Below are 15,615 nucleotides of genomic sequence, written 5' to 3'. Positions count from 1 at the left end.
CCACCCGGGTTACGCTGAAGGCGTGGTCGAGGCAGCGGTATTGGGCGCCGGTGCGTGGGGAAGCGCACTGGCCAAGGTCCTTGCCGATGCGGGCAATGAGGTGAGGCTCTGGACCCGTCGCCCCGAATTGGCCGACGAGATCAACGACACCCATCGCAACCCTTCTTATCTCGGTGATGCCGAGTTGCCGAAGACCGTCCGGGCCACCAGCGACGCGGGGGAGGCGCTGGACGGCGCATGCACCGTGCTGCTCGCGGTACCGGCCCAGACGCTGCGGGCCAATCTCGAACAGTGGATCGGGCTCATCGACGACGACGTCACGTTGGTGAGCCTCGCCAAGGGCATCGAGCTCGACACCCTCATGCGGATGAGTCAGGTGATCATCCAGGTGACCGGTGCCGACCCGTCCCGCGTCGCGGCGGTCACCGGCCCGAACCTCGCGAGCGAGATCGTCGACGAACAGCCGGCGGCGACGGTCGTCGCCTGTAGCGACTCCGGACGGGCGGTCGCACTGCAGCGGGCGTTGTCGACGTCATACTTCCGGCCCTACACCAACGCGGATGTCATCGGCGCCGAGGTGGGTGGCGCCTGCAAGAACGTCATCGCGCTGGCCTCCGGGATGGCGGCGGGCGTCGGACTGGGGGAGAACACGGCGGCAGCCATCATCACGCGCGGACTCGCCGAGATCATGCGGCTGGGAATCGCATTGGGTGCAAAACCGGCGACGCTGGCCGGCTTGGCCGGGGTGGGCGATCTGGTCGCGACGTGTACGTCAGCGCAGTCCCGCAACCGCACCTTCGGGATGCGCCTCGGTCAGGGCGGCACCATGGAATCGGCGATGCTCGCGACCGAAGGCCACGTTGCCGAGGGCGTCGCATCATGTCAATCGGTGCTGGCATTGGCGGACAGCTACGACGTCGAGATGCCGCTCACCGACGCGGTTTTCCGGGTCTGCCACCGGGGGTTGTCGGTGGATGAGGCCGTCGCATTGTTGCTCGGGCGCAGCACCAAACCGGAGTAACCGGTGGACGGTCAGTACGGCGATTCCACCCGCAGCGTGAAATCCGTTGCATCAGAGGCTGTTCCGGGTCACCCGTGCGCCATCGCCGGTTCCGGCGACCACCTTCCATCCGTCATCCGACCAAGCGGATCCGCTCGACACCTACGGCCGCAGCTCGAGTCCGATGTGGCGCCGGCTGGAGTCGGCAGCAAGCTCGTCGTGCCCGCCGACGGCCATTACCAAGTCCGTCGCTATGCCACGGAATACCTTGCCGCGCAGGGTGTAACGGTCGTCGTGGCGAACAGCGAGCAGATGTGCGCCGCATCGGTGGACGCAGACGTGGTGTTCGCCGAAAGCCCGACGAACCGCGGTCGCGCGCGAACGGCTGCTCTCCGGTGCGGTCCTCGGCGCGTTCGAGGCCTGGCTGCTGTTGCGCAGCCTGGGCACCGGTGCTTGCCCTGACTGGGCCTTCGGTTCGAACGACAGTGCCACAACGCGGCGGCGCTCGCCGTGGCGCTGCACGCTCATCCGGCGGTGCGGGCGGTGCGCTATCCCGGGCTGCCCGACGACCCGTTCGCACCGCATCGCCGGTGCCCCAGATGAGACGGTTCGGCGGCCTGGTCGCCGCCGAGTTCGTCGCCGCCGCCGCCGTGCACGCCCTGGTCGAACGCAGCGCGCTGCTGATCGCCTCGACGAGCTTCGGCGGCATCCACACGTCGGTCGACCGTCGTGCCCGCTGGGGTGACGACGTCAGCGACGGGTTCGCGCGCATCTCACTCGGAATCGAGGACGCCGACGACCTGATCGCCGACATCGATCAGGCACTGGCCTGAAACCGGTTCGCCGTTGTCGGACGACCTCCGTGCGGCCCGGGCGGTAGCCTCTCTAGGTTGTGACCGCCCGCTATGACCCCGGAGCCGCCCGGCCGGCGACATCGGGCCGGAGCGCCGGACGCGTCCGTGTTGCCGTCGTCTACGGCGGACGCAGTTCCGAACACGCGATTTCCTGCGTCTCCGCGGGCAGTATCCTGCGCAACCTCGATCCGCGGCGGTTCGAAGTCGTCGCAGTCGGCATCACTCCCGAAGGGGCCTGGATGCTGACCGACGCGCAACCGGACACCCTTGCGATCGCCGACGGCCGGTTGCCGGAGGTGACCGCCGCGTCCGGCACGGAACTCGCGCTCGCCGCCGATCCGGGTCGAGGCGGACAGCTGCTGTCACTCGGGCAGGGCGCCGGCGACCTGTTGGCCACGGTCGACGTGGTGTTTCCCGTCCTGCACGGCCCGTACGGCGAGGACGGCACGATCCAGGGGCTGCTCGAGTTGGCCGGGGTGCCGTATGTCGGAGCCGGCGTGCTGGCCAGCGCGGTGGGCATGGACAAGGAGTTCACCAAGAAGCTGCTGGGCGCCGCGGGGCTGCCGATCGGCGACCACGAGGTGCTGCGGCCCCGTCAGGACACGTTGGGCTTGGCCGTGCGGGAGCGCCTCGGCCTTCCCGTCTTCGTCAAACCGACGCGCGGGGGATCGTCGATCGGCGTCAGCCGGGTCACGGCGTGGGATCAGCTGCCGCAGGCGATCGAACGGGCCCGCCGGCACGACCCGAAGGTGATCGTCGAGGCCGCCGTGCCGGGCCGCGAACTGGAATGCGGCGTGCTCGAGTTCCCCGACGGCAGGGTGGAGGCCAGCACCGTCGGCGAGATCCGTGTTGCCGGCGTACGCGGTCGCGAGGACGGGTTCTACGACTTCGCGACGAAGTACCTCGAGGAGGCCGCCGAACTCGACGTGCCCGCCAAGGTCGACGACGCCGTCGCGGACGCGGTTCGCCGACTGTCGATCCGCGCCTTCAACGCGATCGACTGTCAGGGGCTGGCCCGCGTCGACTTCTTCCTCACCGAGGACGGGCCCGTGGTCAACGAGATCAACACCATGCCCGGATTCACCACCATCTCGATGTACCCGCGGATGTGGGCGGCCAGCGGGGTCGACTATCCGACCCTGTTGGCCACGATGGTGGAGACCGCGCTCAACCGCGGCACCGGTCTACGCTGAGGCACCCGGTCCTTTGTCGATTCTGCGCCCAGGGCGCGATTCGCCCAGTCGATCACGCGCTCACCGCAGGATCAGCGCACCGGGCCCGGGTTGACGGGCTTGGCGGGCAAGGCTTTCGCGACGACGGCCGACAGCAGCTGGATCGGCGTCGGCCCCGAGCCTTGCGGCAACGTCAGCGCGACGTACACGCCGCGGTCGACGGCGTACCACGTGCTGCGTTCCCCCTCCGCGCCGGCAGCATCGGGGCCGCCTTCACCCACGCGGAACCACTGCACGTCGTCGACCACCTGAAGCGGTGCCCCTACGACGAACTCGACGGGTGGATCCACTCCGCAGCGCATGATGATCGGCTCACCCTCGCCGTCGGCCCGCCATGCCGCCGCGCCGGCGGGCGCCGGGTCGGCCAGCGGTGCGCGGGTCAGGTCATCGAGCTTCTCCGGCAGGTTGGCGATCAGCGTGGCGCACTCGGAACTGGCGGCCTGCGGGGCCGGCACCGCCGCCAGCGGGACGGGTTGCTGCTGCGCCGGATTCTGCCGCACCACGGCGACCACCAGGATCGCCACGACCGCGGCGACGGCGACGGCGAGGGCCGCGACCAGCAGCGCCCGCGGGGGCCCGTCACCGGTCTCCAGATCCACGGCTCAACTCTAGAGAGGCGCCCAATCGGCATGAAAGCGTCGACCACCCGCTGTCTGACCACATCGCTGCATAGACTCCACGCCGCAGGCGCTTGACGTAACCGCAGGTGCGGCCGGCGTGTGGGTCACGGTGCGGCCGCGACAGGAGGTGACATGGCGACCGACGATGCGGCCGAGACCCTGGCGCAAGTGGGAGAGTTCGCCGTGATCCGGCGATTGGTTGCGGACCGTCGCCAACCGGACGCGGTCGCGCTGGGACCCGGAGATGACGCGGCGGTGGTGGTCGCGCCCGACGGTAGGACCGTGGTGTCCACCGACATGCTGGTGGCCGAGCGCCACTTTCGGCTGGACTGGTCGACGCCGCATGATGTCGGGCGCAAGTCGATCGCGCAGAACGCGGCCGACATCGAGGCGATGGGGGCGCGCGCGACCGCGTTCGTAATCGCGTTCGGCGCTCCCCCGGAGACACCGGCCGAGCAGGTGCTGGCGCTGGCCGACGGGATGTGGCAGGAGGCCGAGTCGATGGGTGCGGGCGTCGCCGGCGGCGACCTGGTCAGCGCCCCGCAATGGGTGATCTCGGTGACGGCGCTCGGCGACCTGGACGGCCGTGAGCCCGTGCGCCGCAGCGGGGCAAGACCAGGCGATGTAGTGGCGATCGCGGGCGAGGTCGGCCGATCGGCCGCCGGATGTGAATTGTGGCGCAACGGTATTGAGCGGTTCAGCGAGCTGCGTCGCCGCCACGTCGCACCGCGACCACCCTATGGACAGGGTCGCATCGCCGCCGACAGCGGCGCCACCGCGATGACCGACGTGTCGGACGGGTTGCTGGCCGACCTCGGCCACATCGCCGAGGCGTCCGGTGTCGGCATCGACCTCGCTGCCGGCGCGTTCTCCGCCGACCGCGACGCCCTGGCCGGCGCCGCCGAGGCGGTGGGCGCCGATCCGTGGGCCTGGATCCTCGGCGGCGGCGAGGACCACGCACTGGTCGCGACCTTTGCGACCGCACCGCCGCCAGGGTGGAAAGCGATCGGCCGGGTGCTCGACGGTCCCGCGCGGGTCCTGGTCGACGACGCGGTGTGGCAGGGGAATCCCGGGTGGCAGTCGTTCGGGTAGCTAGGGTGTCGGATCGTGACCGTGTACGCCATCGCCCAGCTGAGGTTCACGGACCGGGCTGCCTATGACCGCTACCAAGCCCGTTTCCTGGATGTCTTCGCCCGGTTTTCGGGGACGCTGCTCGCAGCCGACGAGTTCCCGCAGATTTTGGAGGGCCGGTCCGACCGCGAAAAGGTCGTGTTGATGTCGTTCCCCGACGAGACATCTTTTCGTGCTTGGGCGAATTCTGCCGAGTATCAAGAAATCTCGAAGGACCGCCGAGCCGGCGCCGACTCTTTGGTGATGCTGATCGACGGGTTGGCATGACCGCGCGGCCGCTGCGCGAGCTCGTCGACGACGGCTGGGCCGACGCGCTGGAACCGGTCGCCGCCCAGGTCACGCAGATGGGCGAGTTCCTGCGCACCGAACTGGCCGCCGGCAACGGCTATCTGCCGGCGGGGCAAAACGTGTTGCGCGCGTTCACCTTTCCGATGGACAGCGTGCGGGTGCTGATCGTCGGCCAGGACCCGTACCCGACGCCCGGTCACGCCGTCGGCCTCAGCTTCTCGGTGGCGCCCGGCGTGCGGCCCCTGCCGCGCAGCCTGGAGAACATCTTCAAGGAGTACGGCAGCGACCTCGGCTACCCCGCCCCGGCGACCGGCGACCTGACGCACTGGGCCGAGCGCGGGGTGATGCTGCTCAACAGGGTGCTCACGGTCCGGCCGGGCAGTCCGGCGTCGCATCGGGGTCAGGGCTGGGAAGTCGTGACCGAGTGCGCGATTCGCGCGTTGGTCGCACGCAAGCAGCCGTTGGTAGCCGTGCTGTGGGGCCGGGACGCCTCGACGCTGAAACCGATGCTCGACGGCGCCGACTGCGTCGCTATCGAGTCACCGCACCCGTCGCCGCTCTCGGCGTCGCGCGGTTTCTTCGGTTCGCGGCCGTTCAGCCGCGCGAACGAGCTGCTCGAGAAGATGGGCGCCGAGCCGATCGACTGGCGGCTGCCCTGAACGTCACGGGTTGGGAACCTGGACGTTCGGCGGGTTGGGAATCTCGATGTCTGGCGCATCGGGGACCGTGATGTCCGGGGCGGGCGGAACCGAGATGTCCGGCGCCGGCGGTACCGTGACCGTTCCTTCGCCCTGGGTCCCAGTCGGCGCCCCGGGCGCGGGCGTGGTCGGCACGACGGTTTCGGTCTGCGTCTCCGTCGGTTCGGTCGTGGTGGTCGGCTCGGTTGTGGTTGTCGTGGTGGTTTCTTCTGCGTCGTCACCACCGCCGCACGCCGTCAGCAGGGAAACGGCCGCCATAGCGGAGGCCAGTGCGAGCAGAGACCGGGTCGATGCCATACGGAAATTCATGCCAGCCCGCCTACCCAGCCCGCCGGGATTTGAAACGGCCGACCGTCAGCCCCGCATGACCTTGCCGGCCTTGATGCACGAGGTGCACACGTTCATCCGCTGCTTGTTGCCGCCGGGACGGGTGACGGCGCGCACGGTCTGGATGTTGGGATCCCAGCGACGGCTGGTCCGGCGATGGGAGTGCGAGACCGACTTGCCGAAGCCGGGGCCCTTCCCGCAGATATCGCACACGGCAGCCATATGCAGAACTCCTCAGATCAGTACGTGGGGGTTCGGGTCTCTGCCCGCGACCGGCGCGACTCGACCCGACAACCTGACCAGGATACCGGGCGCCCCAGCGATCGCCAAAACGCTGTCCCATGCGGCGCGGGTACCTTCATCAGGCCACCGAGCGGCGGGAACGTTATCGCGGCGTTGTCTGCTCCAGTGGATAGGCTGATCCGCACGGCGGGGTGCGCCCAGCGCGTCACATTCTGTGGAGGTTAGGCATGTCGGCTCGACTGCTTGATGCCTCGATGCTGCGGGAATGGGCGCACGCGGCGGTCGGTGAGCTGATCACCCACACCGATGAGATCAACCGGCTCAATGTGTTCCCGGTCGCCGATGCGGACACCGGCACGAACATGCTGTTCACCATGCGTTCGGCATGGGCTCAGGCCAACGCGCTCTCGGGTGTCGACGACGTGGCCGAGGTCGCCGCGGGGCTGGCTCGGGGGGCCCTCAACGGTGCCCGCGGCAATTCCGGCGTGATCCTGTCCCAGATTCTGCGCGCGTTGGCCGAGGTCATCGCCGAGGCGTCGGCCGACCGGGGCGGTGCTGTCGCCGCCGTCGACGGGCCGCTCTTCGCCGCCGCGCTGCGCCACGCGGTGGTGCTCGTCATCCGGTCGATGGGGGAGGTCGTACCGGGCACCGTCGTCACGGTGCTCCAGGATGCGGCCGACGCCGCCGAGCACGCCTCGGCCGGGGGTGCCGAAGCGGCCGGCGTGGTGTGCGCGGCGGCCGACGCTGCGGCACGGTCGCTGGACGCGACCCCCGGCCAACTCGAGGCGCTGGCACGCGCCGGTGTGGTGGATGCCGGCGGCCGCGGGCTGCTGGTACTGCTCGACGCGATGAGCACGACGCTGACCGGCCGCGCCTCGCGGCGAGTCGAGTACGTGCCGAAGCCACCGCGCGCCGAGGAGGCGACCGCCCGCGTCGCTGCGGTCCCGCAGTTCGAGGTGATGTACCTGCTCAGCGGATGCGACCCGGAAGCGGCGGAGAAACTGCGCAGCGAGCTGGACGAGCTGGGCGAGTCGGTGGCGATCGCCGCCGCGTCGGGCGGCAGCGGCCAGTACTCGGTACACGTGCACGCCGACGACGCCGGCGCGGCCGTCGAAGCGGGGCTCGCCGTCGGTCAGCCGAGCCGCATCCAGGTCACGGCGCTCACCGGTGCGGCGAGTACGCGGCCGACCGGCGGTCGGTCGCGCGCCCGGGTGGTGCTTGCGGTCGTGGACGGAGAGGGCGCCGCCGGGTTGTTCGCGGCCGAGGGTGCACACGTCCTGCGGCTCGAGGACGACGCGCCGGTCAGCGCCAAGCAGCTGCTGCACGCCTTGGTCAACGCCGACGCGGGACAGGCGATGATCCTGCCGAACGGATTCGTCGCTGCCGAGGAACTCGTCGCGGGGTGTACGGCCGCGATCGGCTGGGGCATCGACGTGGTGCCGGTGCCCGCGGCTTCGATGGTGCAGGGGCTGGCGGCGCTGGCGGTGCACGACGCTTCGCGCCAGGCCGTCGACGACGGATACACGATGGCCAGGGCCGCCGCGGACGCCCGGCACGGGTCGGTGCGAGTTGCCACGGAGGAGGCACTGACGTGGGCCGGTATGTGCAAACCCGGCGACGGCCTCGGCATTTCGGGCGACGAGGTGCTGATCGTCGGCGATGACCTGGTGGCGGCGGGGGCGGGCTTGATCGACCTGCTGCTCGCCGCCGGCGGGGAACTGGTCACGGTGCTCACCGGTGCGGGGGTCGACGACGGTGTCGCAGCCGCGCTTGGCGATCACGTGCATGAACGGCATCTCGGCACGGAACTGGTCAGCTATCACACCGGCCACCGCGGCGACGCGCTGCTGATCGGAGTGGAGTAGCCGTGGCCACGCTGACCGACCGCCTCGACTACGTGCTCGGCAAGAAGGCCGCCGACCCGCTGGCGGAACACTTCGGCATCCTCACGGTCAACGATTTGCTGCGCCACTACCCGCGCAAGTACAGCGACCAAATGACGACCGGAGGCGAGGGCGAGGCTTTCGAAGAAGGTGAACACGTCACCTTCCTCGACGTCATCACGAAGGCCGAACTAAAGGAGACCAACCGCGAACCGCGGCGAGAATACCTCGTCGTCACCCTCGGGAACCGGCGCCCGAAGGTGACTGCAACCTTCTTCAACGTGAAGTTCATCAAGCATCAGTTGGTCGAGCGCGCAAAGGTGCTGCTCTCCGGAGAGATCGGCTATTTCAGGGGCACCTTGCAGCTGACCCATCCGGCGTTCCTCATCCTGCACGGGAGCGGCCGGATGAAGGGGTCGAAGTCACTCAAGGCGATCGCGGAGGCGTCCGGCGCAACCGGCGAGGACCTGCTGGCCGCCTTCGAACGGGACTTCTTCCCGATCTATCCCGCCAACAAGAAGGTGCAGACCTGGGAAATCTACGGCTGCGTGCGCCAAGTGCTCGACGTGTTGGATCCAATTCCCGAACCGTTGCCCGAATCGCTTCTCCGACAACATCGGTTGATCACCGAAGACCAGGCGCTCCGCGCGATACACACCGCCGAAAAGGCGGCTGAGCGGGATGCGGCAATCGCGCGCCTGACCTATGACGAGGCGCTCGGTCTGCAGTGGGCGCTGGCCGAACGGCGCCACAGTGAGATCAGCGGGTCCGGCCCCGCTGTTGCGCTTCGCGACGACGGTCTTGTCGGCGCCATGCGCGACCGCCTGCCGTTCGAATTGACGGACGGTCAGAAGGAAGTGCTTGACGTCGTGTCCGCCGAACTCGCCGGCACCCGCCCGATGAACCGCATGCTGCAGGGTGAAGTCGGTTCCGGTAAGACCATCGTGTCTGTCATGGCGATGTTGCAGATGGTGGACGCCGGATATCAGTGTGCGCTGCTCGCGCCAACCGAAGTGCTTGCCGCACAACATGACCGGTCGATCCGCGAGGTGCTCGGCCCGTTGGCGATGGCCGGCCAGCTCGGCGGCGCCGAGAGCGCTACCCGTGTCGTGTTGTTGACCGGATCGATGTCGCCCCAACAGAAGCGCGCGGTGCGCGACGAGGTCGCCGGCGGTGAGGCAGGTATCGTCATCGGCACACATGCGCTACTGCAGGACGCCGTGGAGTTCCACCGCCTCGGCATGGTGGTCGTCGACGAGCAACACCGGTTCGGGGTCGAACAACGAGACCGGCTGCGCAGCAAGGCTCCCCAGGGCATGACGCCCCACCTGCTGGTGATGACCGCTACCCCGATACCGCGCACCGTCGCACTGACCTACTACGGCGACTTGGAGACCTCGACGTTGCGCGAGTTGCCGCGAGGCAGACAACCGATCACCACCAACACCGTGTTCCTCAAGGAGCACCGGTCCTGGTTGGACCGAGCCTGGCAACGCATCACCGAAGAGGTGCGCGACGGCCGACAGGTCTACGTCGTCGCATCGCGTATCGACGAGAACGACAAAGCCAAGAGCGACAACAACGGGGGCCCGCCCCCGATCACCGTCGTCCAGCTGTACGACCGGCTGAGCCGCGGGCCCTTGTCCGGCCTGCGACTCGGTCTCATGCACGGCAGGCTGCCCGCCGAGGAGAAGGACGCCGTGATGGCCTCGTTCCGCGCCGGCGAGATCGATGTGCTGGTGTGCACCACGGTCATCGAGGTCGGCGTCGACGTGCCGAACGCCACCATGATGGTTGTGATGGACGCCGACCGCTTCGGAATCAGCCAACTGCACCAGTTGCGTGGGCGGATCGGTCGCGGCCGGCATCCCAGCCTGTGCCTGCTCGTGAGTGGACTACCGGAAGGCTCGAAGGCCGGGGCACGGCTGAACGCTGTCGCGTCGACTCTGGACGGCTTCGAGCTCGCCGACCTGGACCTCTACGAGCGCCAAGAAGGAGATGTGTTGGGGTTCAGCCAGTCCGGCCGCGCGATCACGCTGCGTTTCCTGTCGCTACACGAGCACCTCGACATCATCGTCGAGGCTCGCGACTTCTGCGCGAAACTGTTCGAGAAGGATCCCGCCAACCCGGGTATGGCGGCACTGGCGGCGCCGTTCGTCGACAGCGACCGCGTCGAGTTCCTGGACAAGGCATGAGGCGCAGGCACCTGCTGTGGCTGACCGCGGTCGTCGCGCTTCTGGTGGCGGTCGCCGTGCAGACGGTGGTGTCCTCGCACGATCGCGGCGACTTCATCGCGCGCGCCGACATCCCGACCGTCGCGCCCGGCATCGACGTCCTCGCGGGAGTGCCCGTCATCCCCCTGCGCATCCGCGGATACGACTACCGCAGAGCCGCTTTCGGCGACAGCTGGACCGACGACACCACCGCGCCCGGTGGGCACAACGGCTGCGACACACGTAACGACATCCTCGACCGCGACCTGGACGGCAAGACGTTCGTGTCGATCAAGCGCTGCCCCCGCGCGGTGGCGACCGGCACGCTGATCGACCCGTACACCAACGCCGTCATCGCATTCACGCGCGGTGAGAAGACCGGCGCGGCCGTGCAGATCGACCACATCGTGCCGCTGGCACTCGCCTGGGACCTCGGCGCGCGCAACTGGCCCGAGGAGTTGCGCGTGCGGTTCGCCAACGATCCCGCCAACCTGCTCGCGGTGGCCGGCCCGGCCAACCAGGATAAGGGCGATGGGGAGCCGGCGACCTGGATGCCGCCCAACGCGGCGTTCCACTGCCAGTACGCGATGCAGTTCATCGCGGTGCTACGCGGATACTCGCTACCGATCGATGCGCCGTCGGCCGCCGTGCTGCGCGGCGCCGCAACCACCTGCCCGACGGGTTGACCGGCGTCAGGGCACCTTCGGCTTGATCTCTTCCATCACCCACTGCGCGTAGTCGAGGTAAGCGTCCACGCATGACACCGGTGGGATCGGACTCCGGAGATCGTGACTCGGAGTTCTGCGAACCAGCCCAATTGGTCGATCATCTCGTCCGCGCTCATCCGGGCAGTTGGGTCAGATCGTCGACCTCATTCGGCGAACGCAAACCGGTGCACGCCGGGTCAGGTGCCGGTGTAGGTTTCCGGGTCTGGGCGAAACCGCGTGCCGTCGTCGAGGCCGTTGAGCACGCCCATCTGATCGTCGGTGAGCTCGAAGTCGAACACCTCGAGGTTCGACGCGATCCGCTCCGCCGAGGAGGAGCGCGGGATCACCACGTTGCCGAGCTGCAGGCTCCACCGGATCAACACCTGCGCCGGCGTCTTACCGTGCGACTGCGCCACCGAGACGACCGTCTCGTTGTCGAGCAAGCGTCCGACGCCCAACGGGGCGTACGCCTCGGTGACGATGCCGTAGCCGGCGTTGATCTCGCGCAGCTCCGCCTGGTTCAGCAGCGGGTGCAGCTCGATCTGATTGATCGCCGGGGTGAAGAACGACAGGTCGATGATGTTCGACAGGTGTTCGGCATGGAAGTTGCACACGCCGATCGACTTGGTGTCGCCGACCTCCTTGCGCTTCATCAGCCCGCCCCAGCTGTCGACGTACTTGCCCTGCTCACCGGCCGGCCAGTGGATCAGGTACAGGTCGACGTAGTCGAGTGCCAGCCGGTCGAGGCTCGCCTTGAGCGCATCCTGCGACGACTGGAAGCCCAGGTCGGGGGTGGCCAGCTTGGTGGTGACGAAGATGTCCTCGCGGGGCACGCCGGACGCCTTGATCGCCCGCCCGACCGCCTCCTCGTTGTCGTAGGCGGCCGCGGTGTCGATCAGCCGGTAGCCGGCCGCCAAGGCCGACAGCACCGCCTGTTCGGTCTCGGAGTCCGACAGTTCGCCTACGCCGAGACCGAGTACGGGCATCGGGTGGTCGTCGTTGAGCGTGACGGTCGGAATCGAGGTCATCGCACCTATCCTGTGAATTCGAATGTTCGTGGATCGGGGCCCAACCGAGTGCCGTCGCCGAGCGCGGAAATGGACGCCATGTCGTCCTCACTCAGCTCGAAATCGAACACGTCGAAGTTGCTCACGATTCTCTCGGGGGTCACCGACTTCGGGATGACTATATTGCCGAGCTGCATATGCCACCTAATCAATGCCTGGGCCGGTGTCTTTCCGTGCGCCTCGGCGACGGCGACGACGGTGTCGTTCGACAGCAGCGACCCCTGGCCGAGCGGACTCCACGCCTCGGTGGCGACGCCCAGCTGGGCGTGCGCCTCCCGCAACTCCTCCTGTTGAAGCAGCGGATGCAGTTCGATCTGGTTGACCGCGGGGACGATCCCGGTGGCGTCGACGAGTGTGCGCAGATGTTCAGGCTCGAAGTTGCTCACCCCGATCGAGCGGACGCGACCCTGCTCACGCAGGTACGCGAAGGCCTTGAACGTCTCGACGAAAGCACCCTTGGCCGGCATCGGCCAGTGGATGAGGTACAGGTCCAGATAGTCGAGCCCCAGCCGCTGCATGCTCTTGTCGAACGCGGCCAGCGTGCTGTCATATCCCTGGTCGGCGTTCCACAGCTTCGTGGTGATGTACACGTCGCTGCGCGGCAGACCCGAGTTCGCGAGCGCTTGGCCGACCTCGCGTTCGTTGCCGTACGCGGCGGCCGTGTCGATGTGTCGGTACCCGGCATCGAGCGCGGTCGCGGCCGCACGTTCGGTGTCCTCGGGCGGGGTCTGCCAAACCCCGAGCCCGACCTGGGGTATGGAATTACCGTCATTCAACGTGATCGATGGAGACGCCATGACCGAAAGTCTGCCAGCCAGTCCGCCGACCGAAGCCTTCCGGAGTCCGAGCCGCAAGGAGGTCCTCGTCAATGCCGTGGCGAGTGTCACAGTGCGTTCACTGGCCCACCTACCCGACGCCGTCAAGCGTGCGTTGCTCCGGGGTCGCACGGTCGCCGTCGACGGCAACACGCTGGACACCACGCTGCAGTTGATGCTGGCGGGGCAGAAGCTGATCGGGTTCGACGGGCTCAGCGGACCCGGTGACGTCGCCGCATCGCGCGCCCAACTGGAAGAGTTGTCATCCGGGTTCCTCCGGAACATCCCCGTCGCCGGGGTGACGAATCTCTGGGTTGACGGGGCCAACGGGCCGATCCCGGCCAGGCACTACCGCAGCGCCGTCGCCGGCGCCCCATTGCTGGTGTTCTTCCACGGCGGCGGCTTCGTGATCGGGGACCTCGACATCTACGACGACGTATGCCGCCTCATCTGCCGCGACGGCGAGATGAACGTGCTTTCCGTCGACTACCGGTTGGCACCCGAACACAAGGCGCCCGCCGCGTCCGATGACGGCTTCGCCGCCTATCGGTGGGCACTCGACCACGCGGCCGAACTCGGAGCCGACCCCGACCGCGTGGCGGTCGGGGGTGACAGTGCGGGCGGGAACATCGCCGCGGTGGTGACTCAGCGCGCACGTAACGAACGGGTCCGGTTGCCCGTCGTGCAGTTGCTCATGTATCCGTGGACCGACCTCAGCGAAGAAAGACGGTCACGGACCTTGTTCGCCGACGGATACTTCCTCACCAAAGCCGACCTTGCCTGGTTCGCCGACCATTACCTCGCCGACGCGCCGGTGTCGGCGACCGACCCGCGGGTCTCGCCGCTGCTGGCCGACGATCTGTCCGGGCTGTCGCCCGCGCTCGTGCTGACCGCCGGATTCGACCCGCTGCGCGACGAAGGCAACCAGTACGCCGAGGCTCTGCGCGCCGCCGGGGTGCCCGTCGACCTTCGACAGTTCGGGTCGTTGATCCATGCCTTCGCGAACATGTTCCCGGTCGGCGGTGACAGCGCTGCCGCCGTCGCGGAGATGATCTCTGCGCTGCGCGCGCATCTCGCCCGCGGCTGACGGGGCGCGAAAACACCGCCGGTACTCTTACCCCGTGGCCTCGAAACCTAAGAAGACCCCGCGTTACGACCTAAAGGCGGCCGACCGCAAACGCAACCTGGCCGTGCAGATCGGGTTGACCGCCGTCGTCGTGATCTTCGCCATCGCGCTGGTGGCGTACATCGTGATGACCAAGGAGGACAAACCCGGCGAGGGCGAAGCCAAGGCGATCCAGATCACATCGGGCAACCTGATCACCAAGGAAGGCACCTCGGAGCCCAAGGCCGTGATCTCGATGTACGAGGACTTCTTGTGCCCCGCGTGCGGCAACTTCGAGAAACAGTTCGGCCCCACCATCGACAAGCTGGTCGACAGCGGCGCGGTGGCCGCCGACTACCGCATGGTCTCGATCCTCGACCGGGCCGGGCAGGGCTACTCGACACGCGCGGCGAACGCGGCCTACTGCGTCGCCGACGCCGACACCGACGCCTTCCGGCGATTCCACGCCGCCCTCTACGCCCAGCAGCCCCCGGAAGGTGTGGGCCCGTTCCCCGACAACGCCCGGCTCATCGAGGTCGCCCGCCAGGCGGGAGTGACGGGAGACGTGCCCGCGTGCATCAACAACGGTCGCTACAACGACATGGTGAAGGGCCTGGCCAAAGCGAGCGGCGTGAACTCGACGCCGACCATCCGGATCAACGGCCAGGACTACTCGCCGTCCACACCCGATGCGCTGATCGCGGAGATCGAGAAGATCGTCGGCGAGGTGCCCGCGCTCGACGCCGGCGCACCGCCGCCCAACGCCGATCCGACACCGCCGGCAGCGCCGTGACAATCGCCGCGCCCGGCACCGTCCAGCCGGCCGAGCCCGCGGCCGACCAGCCGTCGGGCCTGCCGGTGGGACGTCCGAGCGCGGTCTGGATTCTGATCGCGGGCGTGCTGGGACTCGCCGCGGCGATCGCGTTGACCATCGAGAAGATCGAGCTGCTGGTCGATCCGGAGTACATCCCCACCTGCAGCTTCAACCCGGTGCTGTCGTGCGGTTCGGTGATGGTCACGCAGCAGGCGTCGGTCCTCGGCTTCCCGAACGCGCTGATCGGCATCGTCTCGTTCACCATCGTCGTCGTCACCGGCGTGCTGGCGCTCGCGCGGGTCGAGCTGCCGCGCTGGTACTGGGCGGGATTGGCCGTCGGTGCCCTACTGGGTGCCGCCTTCGTGCATTGGCTGATCTTCGAGAGCCTCTACCGCATCGGCGCGTTGTGTCCGTACTGCATGGTGGTGTGGGCGGTGACGATCCCGCTGCTGGTCGTCGTGGCCGCCATCGCGCTGCAGCCTCAGCAGGGGAATGCCGTTGCGCGCGTACTGCACACATGGCGGTGGTCGGTGGTGGCGTTGTGGTTCACCGGACTGGTCCTGCTGATCCTCGTGCGGTTCTGGAGCTACTGGTCGACGCTGGTCTGAGCACCCGGCG

The 15,615-nt window shown here is 68.3% G+C and carries 16 protein-coding genes and 1 pseudogene; 12 read left to right on the top strand and 5 right to left on the bottom strand.

From position 1 onward, the window contains the following. The first annotated feature begins 22 nt into the window (after positions 1-22). From QGN32_RS03760 to QGN32_RS03750, 3 genes and pseudogenes are all read left to right on the top strand, one after another. Complete coding sequence (locus QGN32_RS03760) at positions 23-1,021, top strand: NAD(P)H-dependent glycerol-3-phosphate dehydrogenase (RefSeq protein ID WP_326547321.1); 999 nt, start codon at positions 23-25, stop codon at positions 1,019-1,021. Positions 1,022-1,024: 3 nt separating this feature from the next. After that, positions 1,025-1,833 (top strand): annotated as a pseudogene (locus tag QGN32_RS03755) (PLP-dependent transferase). 59 nt (positions 1,834-1,892) lie between these two features. Beyond that, positions 1,893-3,047, top strand: coding sequence for a D-alanine--D-alanine ligase family protein (locus QGN32_RS03750; RefSeq protein WP_442791775.1), 1,155 nt, complete (start codon positions 1,893-1,895; stop codon positions 3,045-3,047). 71 nt (positions 3,048-3,118) lie between these two features. Here the strand turns inward: QGN32_RS03750 and QGN32_RS03745 are convergent, their stop codons facing one another. Continuing rightward, positions 3,119-3,685 (bottom strand): DUF3515 domain-containing protein, encoded by a 567-nt coding sequence (locus QGN32_RS03745; protein WP_326547320.1) that lies wholly within the window; start codon positions 3,683-3,685, stop codon positions 3,119-3,121. Positions 3,686-3,838: 153 nt separating this feature from the next. On the opposite strand from QGN32_RS03745, the gene QGN32_RS03740 reads away from it, so the two are divergent. The 3 genes from QGN32_RS03740 to QGN32_RS03730 are packed head-to-tail and all read left to right on the top strand — an operon-like array spanning position 3,839 to position 5,784. After that, positions 3,839-4,798 carry a thiamine-phosphate kinase gene (locus tag QGN32_RS03740; RefSeq protein ID WP_326547319.1) on the top strand — a complete coding sequence of 320 codons (960 nt, stop codon included), beginning with the start codon at positions 3,839-3,841 and terminating at the stop codon, positions 4,796-4,798. 15 nt (positions 4,799-4,813) lie between these two features. Next, positions 4,814-5,104 (top strand): DUF1330 domain-containing protein, encoded by a 291-nt coding sequence (locus QGN32_RS03735; protein WP_326547318.1) that lies wholly within the window; start codon positions 4,814-4,816, stop codon positions 5,102-5,104. Beyond that, positions 5,101-5,784, top strand: coding sequence for a uracil-DNA glycosylase (locus QGN32_RS03730; protein ID WP_326547317.1), 684 nt, complete (start codon positions 5,101-5,103; stop codon positions 5,782-5,784). Before QGN32_RS03735 ends, QGN32_RS03730 begins: the two co-directional genes overlap by 4 nt. Positions 5,785-5,787: 3 nt before the next feature. Here QGN32_RS03730 and QGN32_RS03725 read toward each other — a convergent pair whose 3' ends face one another. Both QGN32_RS03725 and rpmB read right to left on the bottom strand, forming a co-directional pair. After that, the gene (locus tag QGN32_RS03725) at positions 5,788-6,120 is read right to left on the bottom strand and encodes a hypothetical protein (protein ID WP_326547316.1); all 333 of its coding nucleotides are present in this window, start codon (positions 6,118-6,120) and stop codon (positions 5,788-5,790) included. Positions 6,121-6,177: 57 nt separating this feature from the next. Next, entirely contained in the window at positions 6,178-6,372 is a 195-nt protein-coding gene (rpmB, locus tag QGN32_RS03720; protein ID WP_326547315.1) for a 50S ribosomal protein L28, read from the bottom strand. Between the two features lie 248 nt (positions 6,373-6,620). Between rpmB and QGN32_RS03715 the strand changes: the two genes are divergently transcribed. From QGN32_RS03715 to QGN32_RS03705, 3 genes are read left to right on the top strand one after another with little or no spacing between them, the layout of a single operon-like run. Beyond that, complete coding sequence (locus tag QGN32_RS03715; RefSeq protein ID WP_326547314.1) at positions 6,621-8,258, top strand: DAK2 domain-containing protein; 1,638 nt, start codon at positions 6,621-6,623, stop codon at positions 8,256-8,258. 2 nt (positions 8,259-8,260) lie between these two features. Continuing rightward, entirely contained in the window at positions 8,261-10,471 is a 2,211-nt protein-coding gene (gene recG / locus QGN32_RS03710; protein ID WP_326547313.1) for an ATP-dependent DNA helicase RecG, read from the top strand. Then, on the top strand, positions 10,468-11,175 hold the full coding sequence (locus QGN32_RS03705; protein WP_326547312.1) for an HNH endonuclease family protein: 708 nt from the start codon (positions 10,468-10,470) through the stop codon (positions 11,173-11,175). Before recG ends, QGN32_RS03705 begins: the two co-directional genes overlap by 4 nt. A gap of 218 nt (positions 11,176-11,393) precedes the next feature. Here QGN32_RS03705 and QGN32_RS03695 read toward each other — a convergent pair whose 3' ends face one another. Beyond that, positions 11,394-12,224, bottom strand: a complete 831-nt coding sequence (locus tag QGN32_RS03695) for an aldo/keto reductase (RefSeq protein WP_326547311.1) — start codon at positions 12,222-12,224, stop codon at positions 11,394-11,396. Positions 12,225-12,229: 5 nt separating this feature from the next. Next, positions 12,230-13,060, bottom strand: coding sequence for an aldo/keto reductase (locus QGN32_RS03690; protein ID WP_326547310.1), 831 nt, complete (start codon positions 13,058-13,060; stop codon positions 12,230-12,232). Between QGN32_RS03690 and QGN32_RS03685 the strand changes: the two genes are divergently transcribed. The 3 genes from QGN32_RS03685 to QGN32_RS03675 are packed head-to-tail and all read left to right on the top strand — an operon-like array spanning position 13,059 to position 15,605. Continuing rightward, positions 13,059-14,165 carry an alpha/beta hydrolase gene (locus tag QGN32_RS03685; RefSeq protein WP_326547309.1) on the top strand — a complete coding sequence of 369 codons (1,107 nt, stop codon included), beginning with the start codon at positions 13,059-13,061 and terminating at the stop codon, positions 14,163-14,165. The genes QGN32_RS03690 and QGN32_RS03685 overlap by 2 nt on opposite strands. Positions 14,166-14,199: 34 nt before the next feature. Continuing rightward, positions 14,200-14,976: a DsbA family protein gene (locus QGN32_RS03680; protein WP_326547308.1), complete on the top strand. Its 777-nt coding sequence runs from the start codon at positions 14,200-14,202 to the stop codon at positions 14,974-14,976. Further along, positions 14,973-15,605 (top strand): vitamin K epoxide reductase family protein, encoded by a 633-nt coding sequence (locus QGN32_RS03675; RefSeq protein WP_326547307.1) that lies wholly within the window; start codon positions 14,973-14,975, stop codon positions 15,603-15,605. The genes QGN32_RS03680 and QGN32_RS03675 overlap by 4 nt, the downstream gene beginning before the upstream one ends. Positions 15,606-15,615 lie beyond the last annotated feature (10 nt).

The sequence above is a fragment of the Mycolicibacterium sp. ND9-15 genome (assembly GCF_035918395.1).
Lineage (GTDB): Bacteria > Actinomycetota > Actinomycetes > Mycobacteriales > Mycobacteriaceae > Mycobacterium.
The sequence above is the reverse complement of the archived record's forward strand: the minus strand, read 5'-3'. Positions and strand labels throughout refer to the sequence as shown.

What these genes read in the sequence shown, in the direction of transcription:
- QGN32_RS03740 (WP_326547319.1), top strand. Translation starts at nt 3,839, where the DNA reads ATGGCGACCGACGATGCGGCCGAGACCCTGGCGCAAGTGGGAGAGTTC.
- QGN32_RS03730 (WP_326547317.1), top strand. Translation starts at nt 5,101, where the DNA reads ATGACCGCGCGGCCGCTGCGCGAGCTCGTCGACGACGGCTGGGCCGAC.
- QGN32_RS03725 (WP_326547316.1), bottom strand. Translation starts at nt 6,120, where the DNA reads ATGGCATCGACCCGGTCTCTGCTCGCACTGGCCTCCGCTATGGCGGCC.
- rpmB (WP_326547315.1), bottom strand. Translation starts at nt 6,372, where the DNA reads ATGGCTGCCGTGTGCGATATCTGCGGGAAGGGCCCCGGCTTCGGCAAG.
- QGN32_RS03715 (WP_326547314.1), top strand. Translation starts at nt 6,621, where the DNA reads ATGTCGGCTCGACTGCTTGATGCCTCGATGCTGCGGGAATGGGCGCAC.
- QGN32_RS03705 (WP_326547312.1), top strand. Translation starts at nt 10,468, where the DNA reads ATGAGGCGCAGGCACCTGCTGTGGCTGACCGCGGTCGTCGCGCTTCTG.
- QGN32_RS03695 (WP_326547311.1), bottom strand. Translation starts at nt 12,224, where the DNA reads ATGACCTCGATTCCGACCGTCACGCTCAACGACGACCACCCGATGCCC.
- QGN32_RS03685 (WP_326547309.1), top strand. Translation starts at nt 13,059, where the DNA reads ATGACCGAAAGTCTGCCAGCCAGTCCGCCGACCGAAGCCTTCCGGAGT.
- QGN32_RS03690 (WP_326547310.1), bottom strand. Translation starts at nt 13,060, where the DNA reads ATGGCGTCTCCATCGATCACGTTGAATGACGGTAATTCCATACCCCAG.